Annotated in this window: 10 protein-coding genes; 3 read left to right on the plus strand and 7 right to left on the minus strand. The window is 50.0% G+C overall.

Going from position 1 to position 15026, the window contains the following annotated elements; translation table 11 throughout:
- Positions 1-92: 92 nt before the first annotated feature.
- Complete coding sequence (hrpA, locus tag BZG82_RS08790) at positions 93-3986, minus strand: ATP-dependent RNA helicase HrpA (RefSeq protein WP_077765641.1); 3894 nt, start codon at positions 3984-3986, stop codon at positions 93-95.
- A 225-nt stretch (positions 3987-4211) separates the two neighbouring features.
- Between hrpA and BZG82_RS08795 the strand changes: the two genes are divergently transcribed.
- The gene (locus BZG82_RS08795; protein WP_077765642.1) at positions 4212-4664 is read left to right on the plus strand and encodes a tellurite resistance TerB family protein; all 453 of its coding nucleotides are present in this window, start codon (positions 4212-4214) and stop codon (positions 4662-4664) included.
- Here BZG82_RS08795 and btuD read toward each other — a convergent pair.
- From btuD to pheS, 6 genes are all read right to left on the minus strand, one after another.
- Positions 4648-5436 (minus strand): vitamin B12 ABC transporter ATP-binding protein BtuD, encoded by a 789-nt coding sequence (btuD, locus tag BZG82_RS08800; protein WP_077479813.1) that lies wholly within the window; start codon positions 5434-5436, stop codon positions 4648-4650. The genes BZG82_RS08795 and btuD overlap by 17 nt on opposite strands.
- Positions 5436-6419: a vitamin B12 ABC transporter permease BtuC gene (btuC, locus tag BZG82_RS08805; RefSeq protein ID WP_077765643.1), complete on the minus strand. Its 984-nt coding sequence runs from the start codon at positions 6417-6419 to the stop codon at positions 5436-5438. The genes btuD and btuC overlap by 1 nt, the downstream gene beginning before the upstream one ends.
- Positions 6420-6481: 62 nt before the next feature.
- Complete coding sequence (locus BZG82_RS08810; protein WP_077479811.1) at positions 6482-7522, minus strand: succinylglutamate desuccinylase; 1041 nt, start codon at positions 7520-7522, stop codon at positions 6482-6484.
- Between the two features lie 174 nt (positions 7523-7696).
- Entirely contained in the window at positions 7697-7993 is a 297-nt protein-coding gene (ihfA, locus tag BZG82_RS08815; protein WP_069587653.1) for an integration host factor subunit alpha, read from the minus strand.
- 407 nt (positions 7994-8400) lie between these two features.
- Positions 8401-10803, minus strand: coding sequence for a phenylalanine--tRNA ligase subunit beta (gene pheT / locus BZG82_RS08820; protein WP_077765644.1), 2403 nt, complete (start codon positions 10801-10803; stop codon positions 8401-8403).
- A gap of 19 nt (positions 10804-10822) precedes the next feature.
- Positions 10823-11806 carry a phenylalanine--tRNA ligase subunit alpha gene (gene pheS / locus BZG82_RS08825; RefSeq protein WP_077479809.1) on the minus strand — a complete coding sequence of 328 codons (984 nt, stop codon included), beginning with the start codon at positions 11804-11806 and terminating at the stop codon, positions 10823-10825.
- 373 nt (positions 11807-12179) lie between these two features.
- Between pheS and BZG82_RS08830 the strand changes: the two genes are divergently transcribed.
- Entirely contained in the window at positions 12180-13208 is a 1029-nt protein-coding gene (locus BZG82_RS08830) for a lipoate--protein ligase (protein WP_077479808.1), read from the plus strand.
- Between the two features lie 354 nt (positions 13209-13562).
- A complete protein-coding gene (locus tag BZG82_RS08835; RefSeq protein WP_069587649.1) occupies positions 13563-14951 on the plus strand; it encodes a peptide MFS transporter in 1389 nt (462 codons plus the stop codon).
- The last annotated feature ends 75 nt before the right edge of the window (positions 14952-15026 follow it).

Consider the following 15026-nt stretch of genomic DNA (forward strand, 5'->3'; position numbering starts at 1 on the left):
GTTTCTATTAACTATTGATATTTATATAAATTAATTATCGTTCACGATTTATCCATTCACTGACGTCACACGRCGGCACGACCTTGCCGCGTTTAAACCGCCGCAATGGCGTTTTTAATCCGCTTGTCTGAAATCGGATAAGGCGTACCCAGTTGCTGCGCGAAGTAACTCACTCGAAGCTCCTCAATCATCCAGCGTATGGCTTTTACCTCATCAGGGAGAGTTTTGCCTTTCGGTAGCTTATTCAGCAACGCCTTGTAGTCATTCATCACAGATTCAATCTTGAGCATATGGCTGCGATCTCGCGCTGGATCAATCGGCAGCTTCTCTAACCGACGCTCTATCGCTTTCATATAGCGTAAAATATCGGGCAGCCGCTGCCAGCCTGAGTCGGTAGCAAAGCCTTTGTAAATCAGCCCTTCTAGTTGGGCTTTGATATCCGACATCGCAAACGCCATCGAAAGATCCACTTTGCCTTTCAGCTTTTTATTGATGCTAAAGGCATGGGTCAAAATCTGTTCGACCTGTTGAGCAATATCTACCACGGTATCGCCTAGCTCCGCACGCACCGTCTCTTTAAGGGCTTCAAATGCTTGCGCTTCCCAGGTTAACCCGCCGTGTTGCTCAATGAGCTTATCCACGCCACAGGCGATACAGTCATCAATCAAATCCAAAACACGGCCATAAGGGTTAAAATACAGACCGAGTTTCGACTTGTTGGGCAAATGGGTGTGCAGGTATTTTATCGGCGATGGCACATTGAGCAAGACCAATCGACGCTGCCCCGCTTGCATGGCTTTATGTTGTTGATCTTCAGTTTCGAAAAGGCGGATCGCGACACTGTCTTTTTCATCGACTAAAGCCGGATACGCTTTGACTTCAAACCCGCTGCGCTTTTGCTGGTAGCGTTTCGGCAGTTCCCCAAATGTCCATTGGGTGAGTCCTTGCTGCTCAATGTCATCATCTGCCACGTCCGATAACGTCGCTTGCACCTTATCTTTCAGTGACAGTTTCAGAGCATTAAGATCTTCGCTTTCAGCCAAGGTGAGATTTTTATCATCCACAACGCGGAACTGAATGCGCAGATGCTCTGGCAGTTGCGCCACATTCCAGCTGTCGCGCTCAATGGTGACACCGGACATCTGCTTTAAGGCTTTTTCCATGCTATCGAGCAAAGGCGCTTCCATGGGCGTCACGCGTTGTAAGACCGCATCCGCATAGTTTGGTGCCGGAACGAAGTTACGTCGTAACGGCTTAGGCAAAGATTTAATCAGCGCGACAATTAGCTCGTGACGTAGCCCGGGGACGTGCCAGTCAAAGCCTTCTTCTGACACCTGATTGAGAATCGGCAGTGGGATATGCACCGTCACCCCATCATGGTCTTGGCCGGGTTCAAATTGGTAGCTCAACTTGAGTTTCAAGTTGCCTTGATGCCAAAAATTGGGGTAATCCAGCTCCGTGACATGACTGGCATCCCCTTGCAGTAGCATGGCTTTTTCAAAGTTAAGCAGGTCGGGATTGTCTTGACGTGCCTTTTTCCACCACGTATCAAAGTGACGCCCGCTGACCACACTATGATCGAGGCGCTGATCGTAAAAGTCGAACAAGGTATCGTCGTCTGCCAAAATATCGCGCCGGCGAGATTTGAGCTCGAGCTCCTCCACTTCCGCCAGCAGCTTTTGGTTTTGGCGGAAAAAGGCATGTTTGGTTTGCCAATCCCCTTCAACCAATGCCGAACGAATAAACAGCTCACGGCTAAGCACCGGGTCGATGGCGCCATAATTGACTTTACGGCTGGCCACAATTGGGATCCCGTATAGCGTGACCTTCTCACTGGCCATCACAGCCGCTTGCTTGCGTGACCAATGTGGTTCACTGTAGCTGCGCTTAATCAAATGCTGCGCCAGTGGCTCTACCCATTCGGGTTGGATTCGCGCGACAATTCGCCCCCAGAGTTTTGAGGTTTCAACCAGCTCGGCAACCATCACCCATTTAGGCTGCTTTTTGAAAAGCCCAGAGCCCGGGAAAATATGGAATCGTGCGTTCCGCGCGCCTTGGTATTCATTCTTTTCTTGGTCTTTCAGACCGATGTGACTTAATAGCCCAGCGAGCAGTGCCATGTGAATGGCCTGATAACTGGCGGGCTCTTGGTTGAATTGTGCATTTTGCTCTTTCATCACTTGGCTGATCTGATAGTGAACGTCTTGCCACTCTCGCACGCGCAGGTAATTGAGATAGTCTTTTTTGCACTGTTTACGGAACTGGTTATTCGACAGCGCTTTTTGCTGGTCTTTAACGTAATCCCAAAGGTTTACATAGGCCAAAAAGTCCGATTCTTTATCGGCAAAACGACGGTGCTTTTCATCCGCTTGTTGCTGCTTATCCGCTGGACGCTCACGCGGATCTTGGATTGCCAAGGCCGCGGCAATCACCATCACCTCATTTAAGGCACCATGCTTGGGCGCCTCAATCACCATGCGTGCCAAACGCGGGTCAATCGGCAGTTTGGCCAAGGTTTTACCAATCGCGGTCAGCTTACGTTTATCGGTGGCTTGGCCCGGCTTGATCGCCCCCAGCTCTTCGAGCAAACGGACACCATCTTTGATATGACGGCTGTCAGGCGGCTGAACGAACGGGAAGGCTTGAATATCACCGAGCCCTATTGCCGTCATTTGCAGGATCACTGAGGCCAGATTTGTCCGCAGAATTTCTGGATCGGTAAATTCAGGACGGCCTAAAAAGTCCTCTTCGCTATACAGACGCACACAAATGCCTTCCGACACACGGCCACAGCGTCCTTTACGCTGATTAGCACTGGCCTGTGAAATCGGCTCAATCGGCAGTCGCTGCACCTTAGTCCGGTAGCTATAGCGAGAAATCCGTGCCGTGCCGGGATCAATCACATACTTAATGCCCGGCACGGTTAGCGAGGTCTCGGCGACGTTGGTGGCCAGCACAATCCGACGCCCAGAGTGAGGTTGGAATACACGATTTTGCTCGCCAGCAGAAAGCCTTGCGTACAAGGGTAAAATCTCGGTATCGCGCAGTTGACGACGCTGAAGATGATCGGCGGTGTCGCGGATCTCACGCTCACCGTTCATAAAGATCAGGATATCCCCCGGCCCTTCAAGGCACAGCTCATCGACCGCATCACTGATCGCTTCCAGCTGGTCACGATCGCTATCGTCCTCTTCCACCAATGGGCGGTAGCGCACTTCCACCGGGTAAGTACGGCCAGACACCTCTATCATAGGCGCGTTATTAAAGTGCTTAGAAAAGCGCTCAGGATCGATGGTTGCCGAGGTAATGATGACTTTGAGATCGGGACGCTTGGGTAATAGCTCGCGCAAATAGCCGAGAATAAAATCGATGTTTAGGCTGCGCTCGTGAGCTTCATCGATAATGATGCAGTCGTACTGATTCAGATACCGATCGTGCTGAATTTCGGCTAGCAAGATCCCGTCCGTCATCAGTTTGACTTGCGTCGACTCTGAGACTTTGTCGTTAAAGCGCACTTTATAGCCCACGCTGCTGCCTAACTCGACGTTAAGCTCTTCAGCAATCCGCGAAGCGACCGAGCGCGCAGCCAAGCGACGTGGCTGAGTGTGACCTATGGTACCGGCGACGCCTAGCCCAAGCTCCATACAAATTTTGGGCAACTGAGTGGTTTTGCCTGAGCCCGTTTCCCCCGCAATGATCACTACTTGGTTATTCGCGATTGCTTCGGCAATGTCATCTTTCTTCTGACTGACTGGCAATGCTTCCGGATAGCGAACAGCAGGTGTATTGGCACGACGGGCGAGCAGGCGCTGCATACTCTGCGCCATTTCAGCGGCGATTTGATCGTAAACCGCCTGTTTGGCGTCGTCTTTTTTAATTTTTTGTGCGCCATGGATGCGCTTTTTAAAACGAAAACGGTCTTGCAGCATACAATCGTTTAACGCTGCAAACAGTGTCTCTGACGTGTTGTGATGACGTGAACTCAAGGCGATTCCTGCTTACTGCTTAATCTTTTAAGGCGTTTATCAGTGTCACAGCCGATAAATAAGGTTGATTGGAGACGCATCCTATCACAAAGTAAAAAGAAACAAAGCCGCGCCATCGACGCTCAAACCGCCAACACGGTGTCGCCAAAGTAAACGTATTGCCCGTTCACTACGTATTCAATGTGTAAAGACGGCCAACAAACTCCGCAGTTTGGGAGAACAGCCATGCTAAAACAGCTTTTTAAAAAACTCGAATCCGCCCTCGCCGCTGACGCGACGCAACACAGTGACTCTGGACTATCGCTGCATCAAGCGATGGCCGGCTTATTGAGTGAGGTGGCGATGGCCGATCACGACATTGATGACCGCGAGTTTGTGACTAAGCGCGATCGCATTTGCCAATTACTGAACCTCGAGCCATCGCAAGCAGATACACTGTTGGCCGAGGCACAAGCCCACAGTAAACAAGCGACATCGCTATACGAATACACGGACAAGCTGCGTGATTTAGACCCACAAGCACGGATTGAACTGATTGAAGCTATGTGGTCAGTGGCGTATGCCGATGAAAATATCGACCCGCTCGAAGAAGCGGTGATCCGTAAAACCGCCGAGCTGCTTTATGTGGATCACGCGGAATTTATCAGGGCCAAGCTGAACGTCATCGAGGCGGATTAAGATCGGCTTGCTCGCCAACTCGCACGATCACCGGGCCGTATGCGGTACTGACCTGCACTAAAGGGGTCGCAAATACGTCAGACAAGCGGGTGTCCGAGAGTACATCACGGGGTGCACCACTCGCCACCATCCGGCCTTGGTTGAGCAAAACCACGTTATCTGCATGCGTTAGGCTGCGGTTTAGGTCATGGTTTGCCATGACGACGCACAGTCCCTGCTTGGCGGCGTGAGTAATTTCTGCGTAAATCGCTTCTTGCTGAGCAACATCCAGCCCCGTCGCCGGCTCATCAAGCAATAACACAGAAGCTTGTGGGTTTAATTGCCTGTCAACTTGCAATAATACCCCGGCCAGCCTAACCCGTTGCCATTCGCCTCCCGACAAACTGTCAACACGACGATGAAGCTTGTCATCAATCGACAGCGATTGGCATACACGTCTTACCACCGCATCACGTGTAGACGCTTGGCCAAGCTGTAGACTGTCGATGACCAGATTGAGGTATTCATACACCGCCATTACGAAAGCAGGCTTTTGCTGTTGGATTAAGTAACCACGAAGATGCGCGAGATCTTGGCGGCGTAGGCCGGCGATAGCGGTGTCTTGAATGCTCACCTGGCCATGTTCAGGCGTACCAAGCCCTGAGAGCAAATGTAATAAGGTGCTTTTGCCACTGCCGTTAGGGCCAATCAAATGCGTAACTTGCCCTGGCTGAAAGCGGATAGACAGAGGCAATAGACGCGGCGATAGACTTAATTGATGTGCTGTTAACATTACACCGCCTTGACCAGCATCCAAATGAATAAAGGCGCACCAATCACGCTGGTCACTACCCCGACGGGGAGCTCTGCCGCATCAAGCAGTAATCGACCCAGCGTATCGGCACTGACCAGTAAAATCGCCCCAGCTAACGCCGACAAAGGCAACAAGTAGCGATTCCGACTGCCAAACCACAAACGCAAGTAGTGGGGCACCACAAGGCCAATAAAGCCAATCACGCCAGCTGCAGCTACCGATAACCCGACCAAGATGCTGATCAGCACAATCAGTTGCCAACGCAATCGATGAGTATCTAGCCCCAATTGTTGCGCTTGTACATCACCAAGCATGAGTTGATCCAATTGCTGGCCAAAATGACACAATATCGCGATACACGGTGCAGTCAGCGCCAACCACGCGATATGGCTTAAGCGCATACCGGACAACGAACCCATCAGCCAATACATCAATTGGCGAAGGTTAAAATCGGAGCTGAAATAAAAGGCTAAGGTCACCACCGCCCCAGCAAGGATGCTCAAGGCTACGCCCACTAACAAGATGCGTGACGTCGCTAAGGCACGCCGAGCAAGCAACACCAATATCAGTGTAAAGAGGCTAGCACCAAGCATAGCTGCAACCGCCATCATGCCACCAGATGCCCATGCTGGCGCGAAAAAAAGCAACAACACGACCGCGACGCTGGCGCCGCCTGAGATCCCCAACACGCCGGGCTCGGCAAGCGGGTTACCGAGTAACACCTGTAAACTCGCCCCTGCAATGGCAAGCGACGCGCCAATGAGGATGGCCGCCATCACTCGCGGCAAACGCAGTTCTACCAGCAGCTGCGACTCTAATACTGAGTGATTGCCAAACGGAGCGATCCAGATCTCCCCAACGCTCAGAGCAAAAACGCCGACGACCAGTAACACACCACTAAATGCTAATAAAGCACGCCGCCATCTGGCTTGTTGGCGTGCAGTAAGTTCGGACACTCGCATGCGTCATCCATTATTTTGATTCTGTGACGCACTTTACAGACTGGCGTGAGGCTTGAAAAGCGCTACGCGGTGGCTTTTTTGGGTACGTACACATAGAGAGGCTGACTCGCATCGGCTTCAAATGGTGTGGCCAGTAACCCGGCGCGATGACCCACTTGGACATTCGCGTTTGGGAAGATCACCACCTCACCGTCGTGTTCAGCATAAATCTCTTGCCCCTTGTCGGTCGCCAATAATGCGCCCTTTTCAAACGGTGTGAAGTTTTTGGCGGTGGAAGGAAACGTGAGTGCAAATTGCTCCGTGTGCTTGGTCAAGGTTCGGGTCACACGATAAAAGCGCATCGGCGCTAATTCAGTCGGCAACGTAGCGGCTTTTAACAAGCCCCGTAATGTGCGATCAAGTGGCTCGTACTCTCGCATATCATTTTCAAACAACGGCGCCACACGGCCCATTTCTAAGGTTGCAGCCAGCGCATTATGGTGATTGGCGCTATACCAGCTAAAGGTTGGTGAGGGTGATTGAGACAGGACAGTGGCATCCATTTTGGCGTCATTGAGTAATGCGGCCAATGGGCGCACGTCTTTCTCGGTCGGCGTGGTTGGGATCACACCAAACATATAATGGTAGGACTCGCGAATGGCACTGTGTAAATCAAGATGCCAACGGGTCATGTTATCCGGTTGAGCCGCGAAGAAATCGCTCACCGCTTTTTGCAGCTGGTTGGCAAGGTAGTGCTCTTCGTTTTTTTCCTCATTCCAGCCTCCGAATAAACGGTTAAGGTTATCTTCAATAAAACGAGTGTGTGCTTTAATCGCCTCAGCATGGCCAATGATCAGTAACAGTGGTACGTCTGGGGTAAATTGCCCTGCGAGCATATCCGAGAGCAGCTGATCAATCAGTTCAATCGGTGCAGTTTCGTCTCCATGGATCCCCGACGATAGCACCACACAACGGGAAACGTTGGTCACATCGGGTTGGATTGAGATAATACCGGGCGCACTGTGATTGAAGGTCAGCGAGCCAACTCGCCATGAGTCTGGGGTAAAGGCGTGAGGTGCGGTCAATGCCGCATCAATAAAGGCACCAGGGCGTGCTGTCAGCATAATGCTTCCTTTTATTACAACTAGACAACAAAACGTTACAGCGACTTAACCGATAAACCCAGCGTTTTCCCTTCACAGTGTGATCATGTATAGACAAATTAAAAAGCCGCCAACCTTTCGGTCCGCGGCTTTTTATCCGTGGCATCGTCACCACTGGCACGAGTAACGCTCTGTTTATTTCTCTACCTTGGCGTTCTCAACCCGTGCTTTTAGTTTTTGGCCAGGTCGAAACGTCACAACGCGTCGCGCAGTGATTGGAATATCTTCCCCTGTTTTAGGGTTTCGACCGGGACGTTCATTCTTGTCTCGCAAGTCAAAATTACCAAAACCCGATAATTTCACCTGCTCGCCACTTTCGAGTGCTTTACGAACTTCTTCGAAAAACGCTTCGACTGTCTCCTTGGCGTCCCGTTTGCTAATCCCGATATTTTCAAACAGGTTCTCAGCCAAATCGGCTTTAGTGAGCGCCATAGGTTTTTCCCTCAAGAATTGTTGAACACATATGCAATACCGCAGTATCGACACCACCATTCTACACGTGGTCCACACGTCTTTAGCCCTTGTATTTTAGGGATATTTGAGGACCAACTCAAAACAAGTGTATGCCAACTGGCTGATTTGCGCCAACTTTTTTAAGTTGCAAAAGCAAGAACAGTGTCCAAAAATTTGACCTTTGTTACCAGCCACTTACCAAGCGTATTTTAGTCACGCTATTTGCATATATCCATTAGTGACTGATTTTAGGCAAATTTATCAATATCTGAGTGGATTTTATACAGATTTAGTGAATTTACTCAGCTTTTCAAACGGATAGATGTTAGATCAATTAGGCATAAAAAAAGCAGCGTTTCCGCTGCTTTTTTCTAATCAGAGTGGGATTAATCACGCAAAGTTACGCCCAGTTTTTCTGATAAATGGGCCACAACACCAGACACGGCATCGCTAATATCGGCTTCTTCCAACGTGCGCTCATCAGACTGAAGCGTAAGGGCAATCGCCAAGCTTTTCTTGCCTTCTTCCACCCCTTTGCCAGTGTAGAGGTCAAACAGTTTCGCCCCTTTCACCAACGCATTACCGCTTTCCAAGCAAGCAGCCACTACGTCACCAGACGCGAGTGCTTGGTCGGCAATCACCGCAATATCACGGCGGTTTGCTGGGAATTTAGAAAGGCCAGCGGCTTCCGGAATAAAGCGACTGTCAATGGCTTGCCACTCAATCTCAAACACCACGGTACGACCATTTAAGCCAAACTCACGCTCAAGCTCCGGGTGTAAGGTACCCATATAGCCAACGACCTTGCCATCCAATTCAATCGCAGCGGTTTGACCCGGGTGCATCGCTGGATGCTTGGCGGCGACAAAACGGAAGTCAGACAACTTACCGCTCAATTCAAGAACGGCTTCAAGATCGCCTTTCAAATCAAAGAAATCCGCCGTCGCCGTTGCCATATCCCAGTGCTCTTCACTACGAGGACCAGCAATCACACCCGCGAGCATACGCTCTTGACGAATATTTTCTTGACGAACAGCACCCGTCATATCGCCTTCTGGTGTGAAACGTAAACCAAACTCAAACAAACGCACGCGCGGTTGTTGACGTTTTTGGTTGTACGCCACTGTATTCAAAAGCCCTGGAAGCAGGCTCAAACGCATGGCTGACATGTCTGCAGAAATTGGGCTTGGTAGGATCAGCGGCTCAACCTCTGGCACAATCAACGCTTGCTGTTTTGGCTCGACAAAGCTGTAGGTAATTGCCTCGTGGAAGCCACGGTCAACCAACAAATCGCGTACACGTTTTAGCGGCATCGCGGCTTCTTGATGCTCGCGCATAGTCAGTGCGGCTTTCGGTGCGCGCGTCGGAATGTTGTCGTATCCATAGATACGGCCCACTTCCTCAATCAAGTCTTGCTCAATGGCAATATCAAAACGCCAGCTTGGTGCTGTCGCCTGCCAACCTTCTTGCGTCTGCGAGACGCCACAGCCAAGACGGGTCAGAATGTCGGTAACGGTTGCATCGTCGATATGATGACCCAGCAGGCGATCGAGTTTCTCGCGGCGCAAAGTCACAGTGTCACGCTTAGGCAGATGCTCAGATGACTCACCCACCACAATTTCACCGGCTTCTCCGCCACAAATCGCGATCAATAGTTCAGTCGCACGCTCCATCGCAGCAGTTTGTAGTGCTGGATCAACGCCACGCTCAAAGCGGTGTGACGAGTCAGTATGCAAACCATAGTTACGTGCACGGCCACGAATGGCTTCAGGTGCAAAGAATGCGGACTCCAATAAGATGTCTTGAGTTTCCGACGTCACACCTGAGTCTTGACCACCAAAAATTCCCGCCATCGCCAAGGCTTTTTGGTCATCGGCAATTACCAGTGTTTGCGCATTTAGCTTCGCTTCATTGCCATCGAGTAAGGTCAGTGCTTCGCCCTCTTCAGCAAGACGCACGACGATGCCGCCTTCAATTTTGCTGAGGTCAAACGCGTGCATCGGCTGACCTTGTTCGAGCATCACATAGTTGGTGACATCGACTATAGGATCAATGGCACGAATGCCGCTGCGACGCAGTTTTTCTTGCATCCAAAGCGGCGTTTGTGCGCCAACATTGACATTGCGAACGACGCGGCCAAGGTAACGTGGGCATGCCTGAGGCGCATCAATACGTACCGCGACTTTATCATCAATGCTAGGTGCCACTGGAGTAATGGTCGGCTCGACCACATCGGCGCGGTTGAGAACCCCCACTTCGCGAGCGAGGCCACGCAGGCTCAAGCAATCAGCGCGGTTAGGTGTTAAATCAACATCAATCGCAGCGTCATTGAGTGACAAGTACTCGCGAATATCGGTGCCAATTGGCGCATCGGTCGGCAGCTCAATAATGCCATCAGATTCCACATCGATACCCAGCTCGGTAAAAGAGCACAGCATCCCGAAAGATGGCTGACCACGCAGCTTCGCTTTTTTAATCTTAAAGTTTCCGGGAAGGACCGCACCAACGGTCGCTACTGCAACTTTCAAGCCTTGGCGACAGTTTGGCGCACCACATACAATATCAAGTAGCTCATCACCGCCAACATTGATTTTGGTGACACGCAGTTTATCCGCATCCGGATGCTGACCACACTCAACCACTTCGCCAACCACTACGCCGGAAAAGTCACCGGCCACTGGCGCGATTTCGTCTACTTCCAAGCCAGCCATCGTGATTTGGTGGGCAAGCGCCTCGGTGTCGTTTGCTGGGCTCACCCACTCTCTCAGCCAAGATTCACTGAATTTCATTATTACCTTGCCCCACTGATTACTTAAATTGTTTCAAAAAGCGCAGATCGTTCTCGAAGAACGCACGAAGGTCATTCACGCCATAACGCAACATGGTTAAGCGCTCTACCCCGATACCGAAGGCAAAACCTTGGTACGTTTCTGGGTCGATGTTTACCGCGCGTAGGACATTCGGGTGAACCATGCCACAGCCTAAAATCTCAAGCCACTTGCCACCTTTACGGCGCACATCCACTTCTGCTGACGGCTCAGTAAACGGGAAGTAAGACGGACGGAAACGCACTTCTAAATCTTCTTCAAAGAAGTTACGCAAAAAGTCATTTAACACGCCTTTCAGGTCAGCGAAGTTAATGTCTTTATCAACCAATAAACCTTCCACTTGGTGGAACATGGGGGTATGGGTTTGGTCGTAATCATTTCGATAAACACGGCCCGGCGCGATAATGCGGAACGGTGGCTTACCCGCTTCCATAGTACGAATTTGTACACCCGAGGTATGGGTTCGCAACATCAGATCAGGGTTGAAGAAGAAAGTATCATGGTCTGTGCGTGCCGGATGGTCCGCAGCAATGTTCAACGCATCAAAGTTATGGAAGCCGTCTTCGACTTCTGGGCCAGCGGCAACAGAAAAGCCTAACTCACCAAAAAACTGTTCGATACGCTCAATAGTACGCGTTACAGGGTGAATACCACCGTTTTCAATACGACGGCCCGGCAAGCTAACATCAATGGTTTCAGCCGCAAGCTTCGCTTCCAACTCGGCGCGCTCAAGTGCATTCTTACGCTCAGCAATCGCTTGTTGTACGGTTTGCTTCGCTTGGTTGATCGTTTGACCTGCTTCACGACGCTCTTCCGGAGGCAATTTACCTAAAGCTTGTAATTGCGCGGTTAATTCACCTTTCTTACCCAGGAATTTCACCCGGACCTCATCCAGTGCAGCAACGGATGCGGCACTGGCGATCGCCGCTGTTGCGCTAGCAAGAATTTCTTCTAATTGTTGCATTGTTTCCTCGTCGACCCGTGGGGCTGTCCAACCAGATTAAAGAAGTGGCATACCAGTTGGAAATCGTGGTTTACCAATTGTCTGAGCAAACTGACAGAGCGCCGATTTGCACTACCATGCCAATTAACTGAGAGAACGGGTAATAAAAATGACCTTACATACTAATTAATGCCACGGCTAATGCCAAACCCTAAACCGCTTTTGTTGGATTTTTCCACACTGATTTGCGGAGAAAAAGTAAATTTGTCTGCTCTTTAAGCAGAGTTGTCAGTCTTAGCGACGCTCGGTGATGATTTTTATTGCTATTTGTTCCCGCTCGCCTCAGTGAGTTTGTTATTCTACTGCCCAGCTTTTTGACTGATTGGAGCCTTGCATGAACCCTAACTCTCTGCCGCTGCGCGTTTTTGTATCCACGTCCACTCACCCTTGGTTCAATCTTGCCGTGGAAGACACCATATTTCGCACCATGTCGGCACAGCAAAATGTGCTGTTCTTGTGGCGCAATGACAATACTGTGGTCATTGGACGTGGTCAGAATCCTTGGCGCGAATGTAATACGCGAAAGATGGAAGAAGACAAGGTGGTCTTAGCGCGTCGTCAAAGTGGCGGTGGCGCAGTGTTTCATGATCTCGGCAATACCAATTTCACCTTCATGGCAGGCAAACCCGGCTATGATAAATCCATTTCTACGCAAATTGTCCTTGATGCGCTCAAGTCGCTTGGCGTGAATGCCTCCGCCAGTGGACGCAACGATTTGGTTATGGACACCCCTGAAGGACAACGTAAAATTTCTGGCTCTGCGTATAAAGAAGCCAAAGATCGTGGTTTTCATCATGGCACATTGTTGATTAACGCCGATCTATCTCGATTGGGTGATTACCTCAACCCCGACCCCAAAAAACTGCAAGCCAAAGGCATTACGTCAGTCCGCGCTCGCGTCGCTAACATTGCGGAGTTTGTGCCATCGGTGGATCACGAAAAGGTCTGTGACGCCATCAAGCAAGCATTCTTCGCGCACTTTGGTCAGCACACTGAGATTGAATACATTTCTCCCCAAGCAAAACCCGACGTCGAAGGGTTTGATGCTATCTACGAGAAGCAATGCAGTTGGGAATGGAACTTTGGCCAAAGTCCGCAATTTATGCACACTTTTGACGAGCGATTTGATTGGGGTGGCGTTGAGTTACACTTGGACGTCAAACACGGTGAGATTGTGGACTGTAAACTGTTTACCGATAGCCTGACGCCCGGTCCGTTAGAGTTACTGGCCAATCAAATGGTGGGGCAAGCGTATCACCACGAAAAGCTTTATCACTTTGTGATGAGCTGGGCTGATGCCGATCAGAGCCACCAAACTATGTACGAAGATATTGCACTGTGGCTACGTAGCGCGATTGTCTAATTTCTCCCCAAACGCACTCGTCATAGTGACACATGTCACATAAACACCCTTCTTTTGATCCCACTCAAAGATTTAAGAGGCTGCTACACCAACTATGATGGTGGCAGCCTTTTTTGAAATCATCAGAACACAATATTTCAACTACCTGCTCGAAAGTTAATCAAATGACTCATAAAGAGATTGATTAATAGATTTTAATTTTGGTAAAAAACCATTACTCTAGATTTAAATATTTTGTTACAAATTACATTTAAGGAGCTCACCTAACCACAACCCTCCCTCTTGGCGACGTACTGCACGCCAAATGACGAAATGCAGACCCAACAAAAACTTTAAGTGAATAATTAGATAGTTATGGAAAACCAAAAGAATATACTCGGCCACCCTCGTGGGCTATTTTTGCTTTTTGGCACTGAGCTTTGGGAGCGCTTTTCGTACTACGCGATGCGCGCTATCCTCGTCCTTTATTTGACCGATCAGACCATTAACGGTGGCTTAGGCTGGTCAACCAAAGATGCACTTGAGCTTTATGGCTACTACACAGGCTTGGTCTACATCACGCCATTAATTGGTGGATGGTTTGCCGACAACTATATTGGTCAGCGACGTGCGGTGGTGTTCGGTGGTGCCTTAATGGCCATCGGTCAATTCACCCTTGCATTTCCCGCTCACCAATATGGCTTGGATATCGTGCATACCTTATATGCTGGCCTCGCCTTACTGATCACTGGTTGTGGCCTGTTAAAGCCCAATATTTCAACCATGGTTGGCGACCTGTATAACGAAGGCGATCACCGTAGAGATGGTGCCTTTACCATCTTCTATATGGGGATCAATATTGGTTCACTGCTCGCCGGTTTTGTCTCTGGTACAGTAACAAGTGCTTACGGTTGGCAATACGGTTTCTTCGCGGCAGGCGTTGGCATGCTAATCAGTTTGGCAATCCAGCTTACCATGGCGAACTCATGGCTGGGCGAAATCGGTAAAGTACCCGCCGCACAACAAGCGCGAGACGCCAATAAGTCGACCACCAATGCCCCACTGACGAAAAAAGAAATCGATCGCCTAAAAGTGATTTTATTGATGGGCTTGTTCGTGATCATTTTCTGGGCTGGCTTCGAGCAAGCAGGCGGACTGATGAATATCTATACCCAACAATACACAGATCGTATGGTGGGGAGTTTTGAGATCCCTGCGGCTTGGTTTCAATCGCTTAATCCATTCTTCATCATCGTGTTTGCCCCAATTGTCGCATCACTATGGGTTCGCTTAGGCAGTAAAGAGCCAAGTTCACCCGTGAAGTTCGCAATGGCGCTATTTATGCTCGCGTTAGGATTTGTGTTCATGATTGGCGCCGTTTTAGAACAAGGTGGCGACACGGCGGTTAAAACCTCTATGTTCTGGTTGGTGGGCGCGTTCTTCTTCCATACCATGGGCGAGCTTTGTCTCTCTCCAATCGGCTTATCGCTAGTCACCAAGCTTGCACCACTACGTTTGGCCTCGCTAATGATGGGGGCATGGTTTGGCTTTAACGCCGTCGCTAACTATGTGGCTGGTATTATTGGCTCACATGTGGGCGATTATGGTGCCATGGCCATCTTCGGTGGCATTGCAGCAACAGCCGCGATTTCCGGCGTGATCTTATTGGCGCTATCCGGCACGCTAATTCGTTGGATGCACGGTGCTGAATCTGGTGCCACACCAAGTGAAGAAATCGAACAACAGCAAGTCCAAGTGGCGTAATACACCCACTTCACTACTGAAAAAGAGGCCATTTGGCCTCTTTTTTATGGCTACTAACCGCGGAGGAATTTATTC

It is taken from the genome of Salinivibrio sp. PR5 (assembly GCF_001996085.1).
Classification (GTDB): Bacteria; Pseudomonadota; Gammaproteobacteria; order Enterobacterales; family Vibrionaceae; genus Salinivibrio; species Salinivibrio proteolyticus.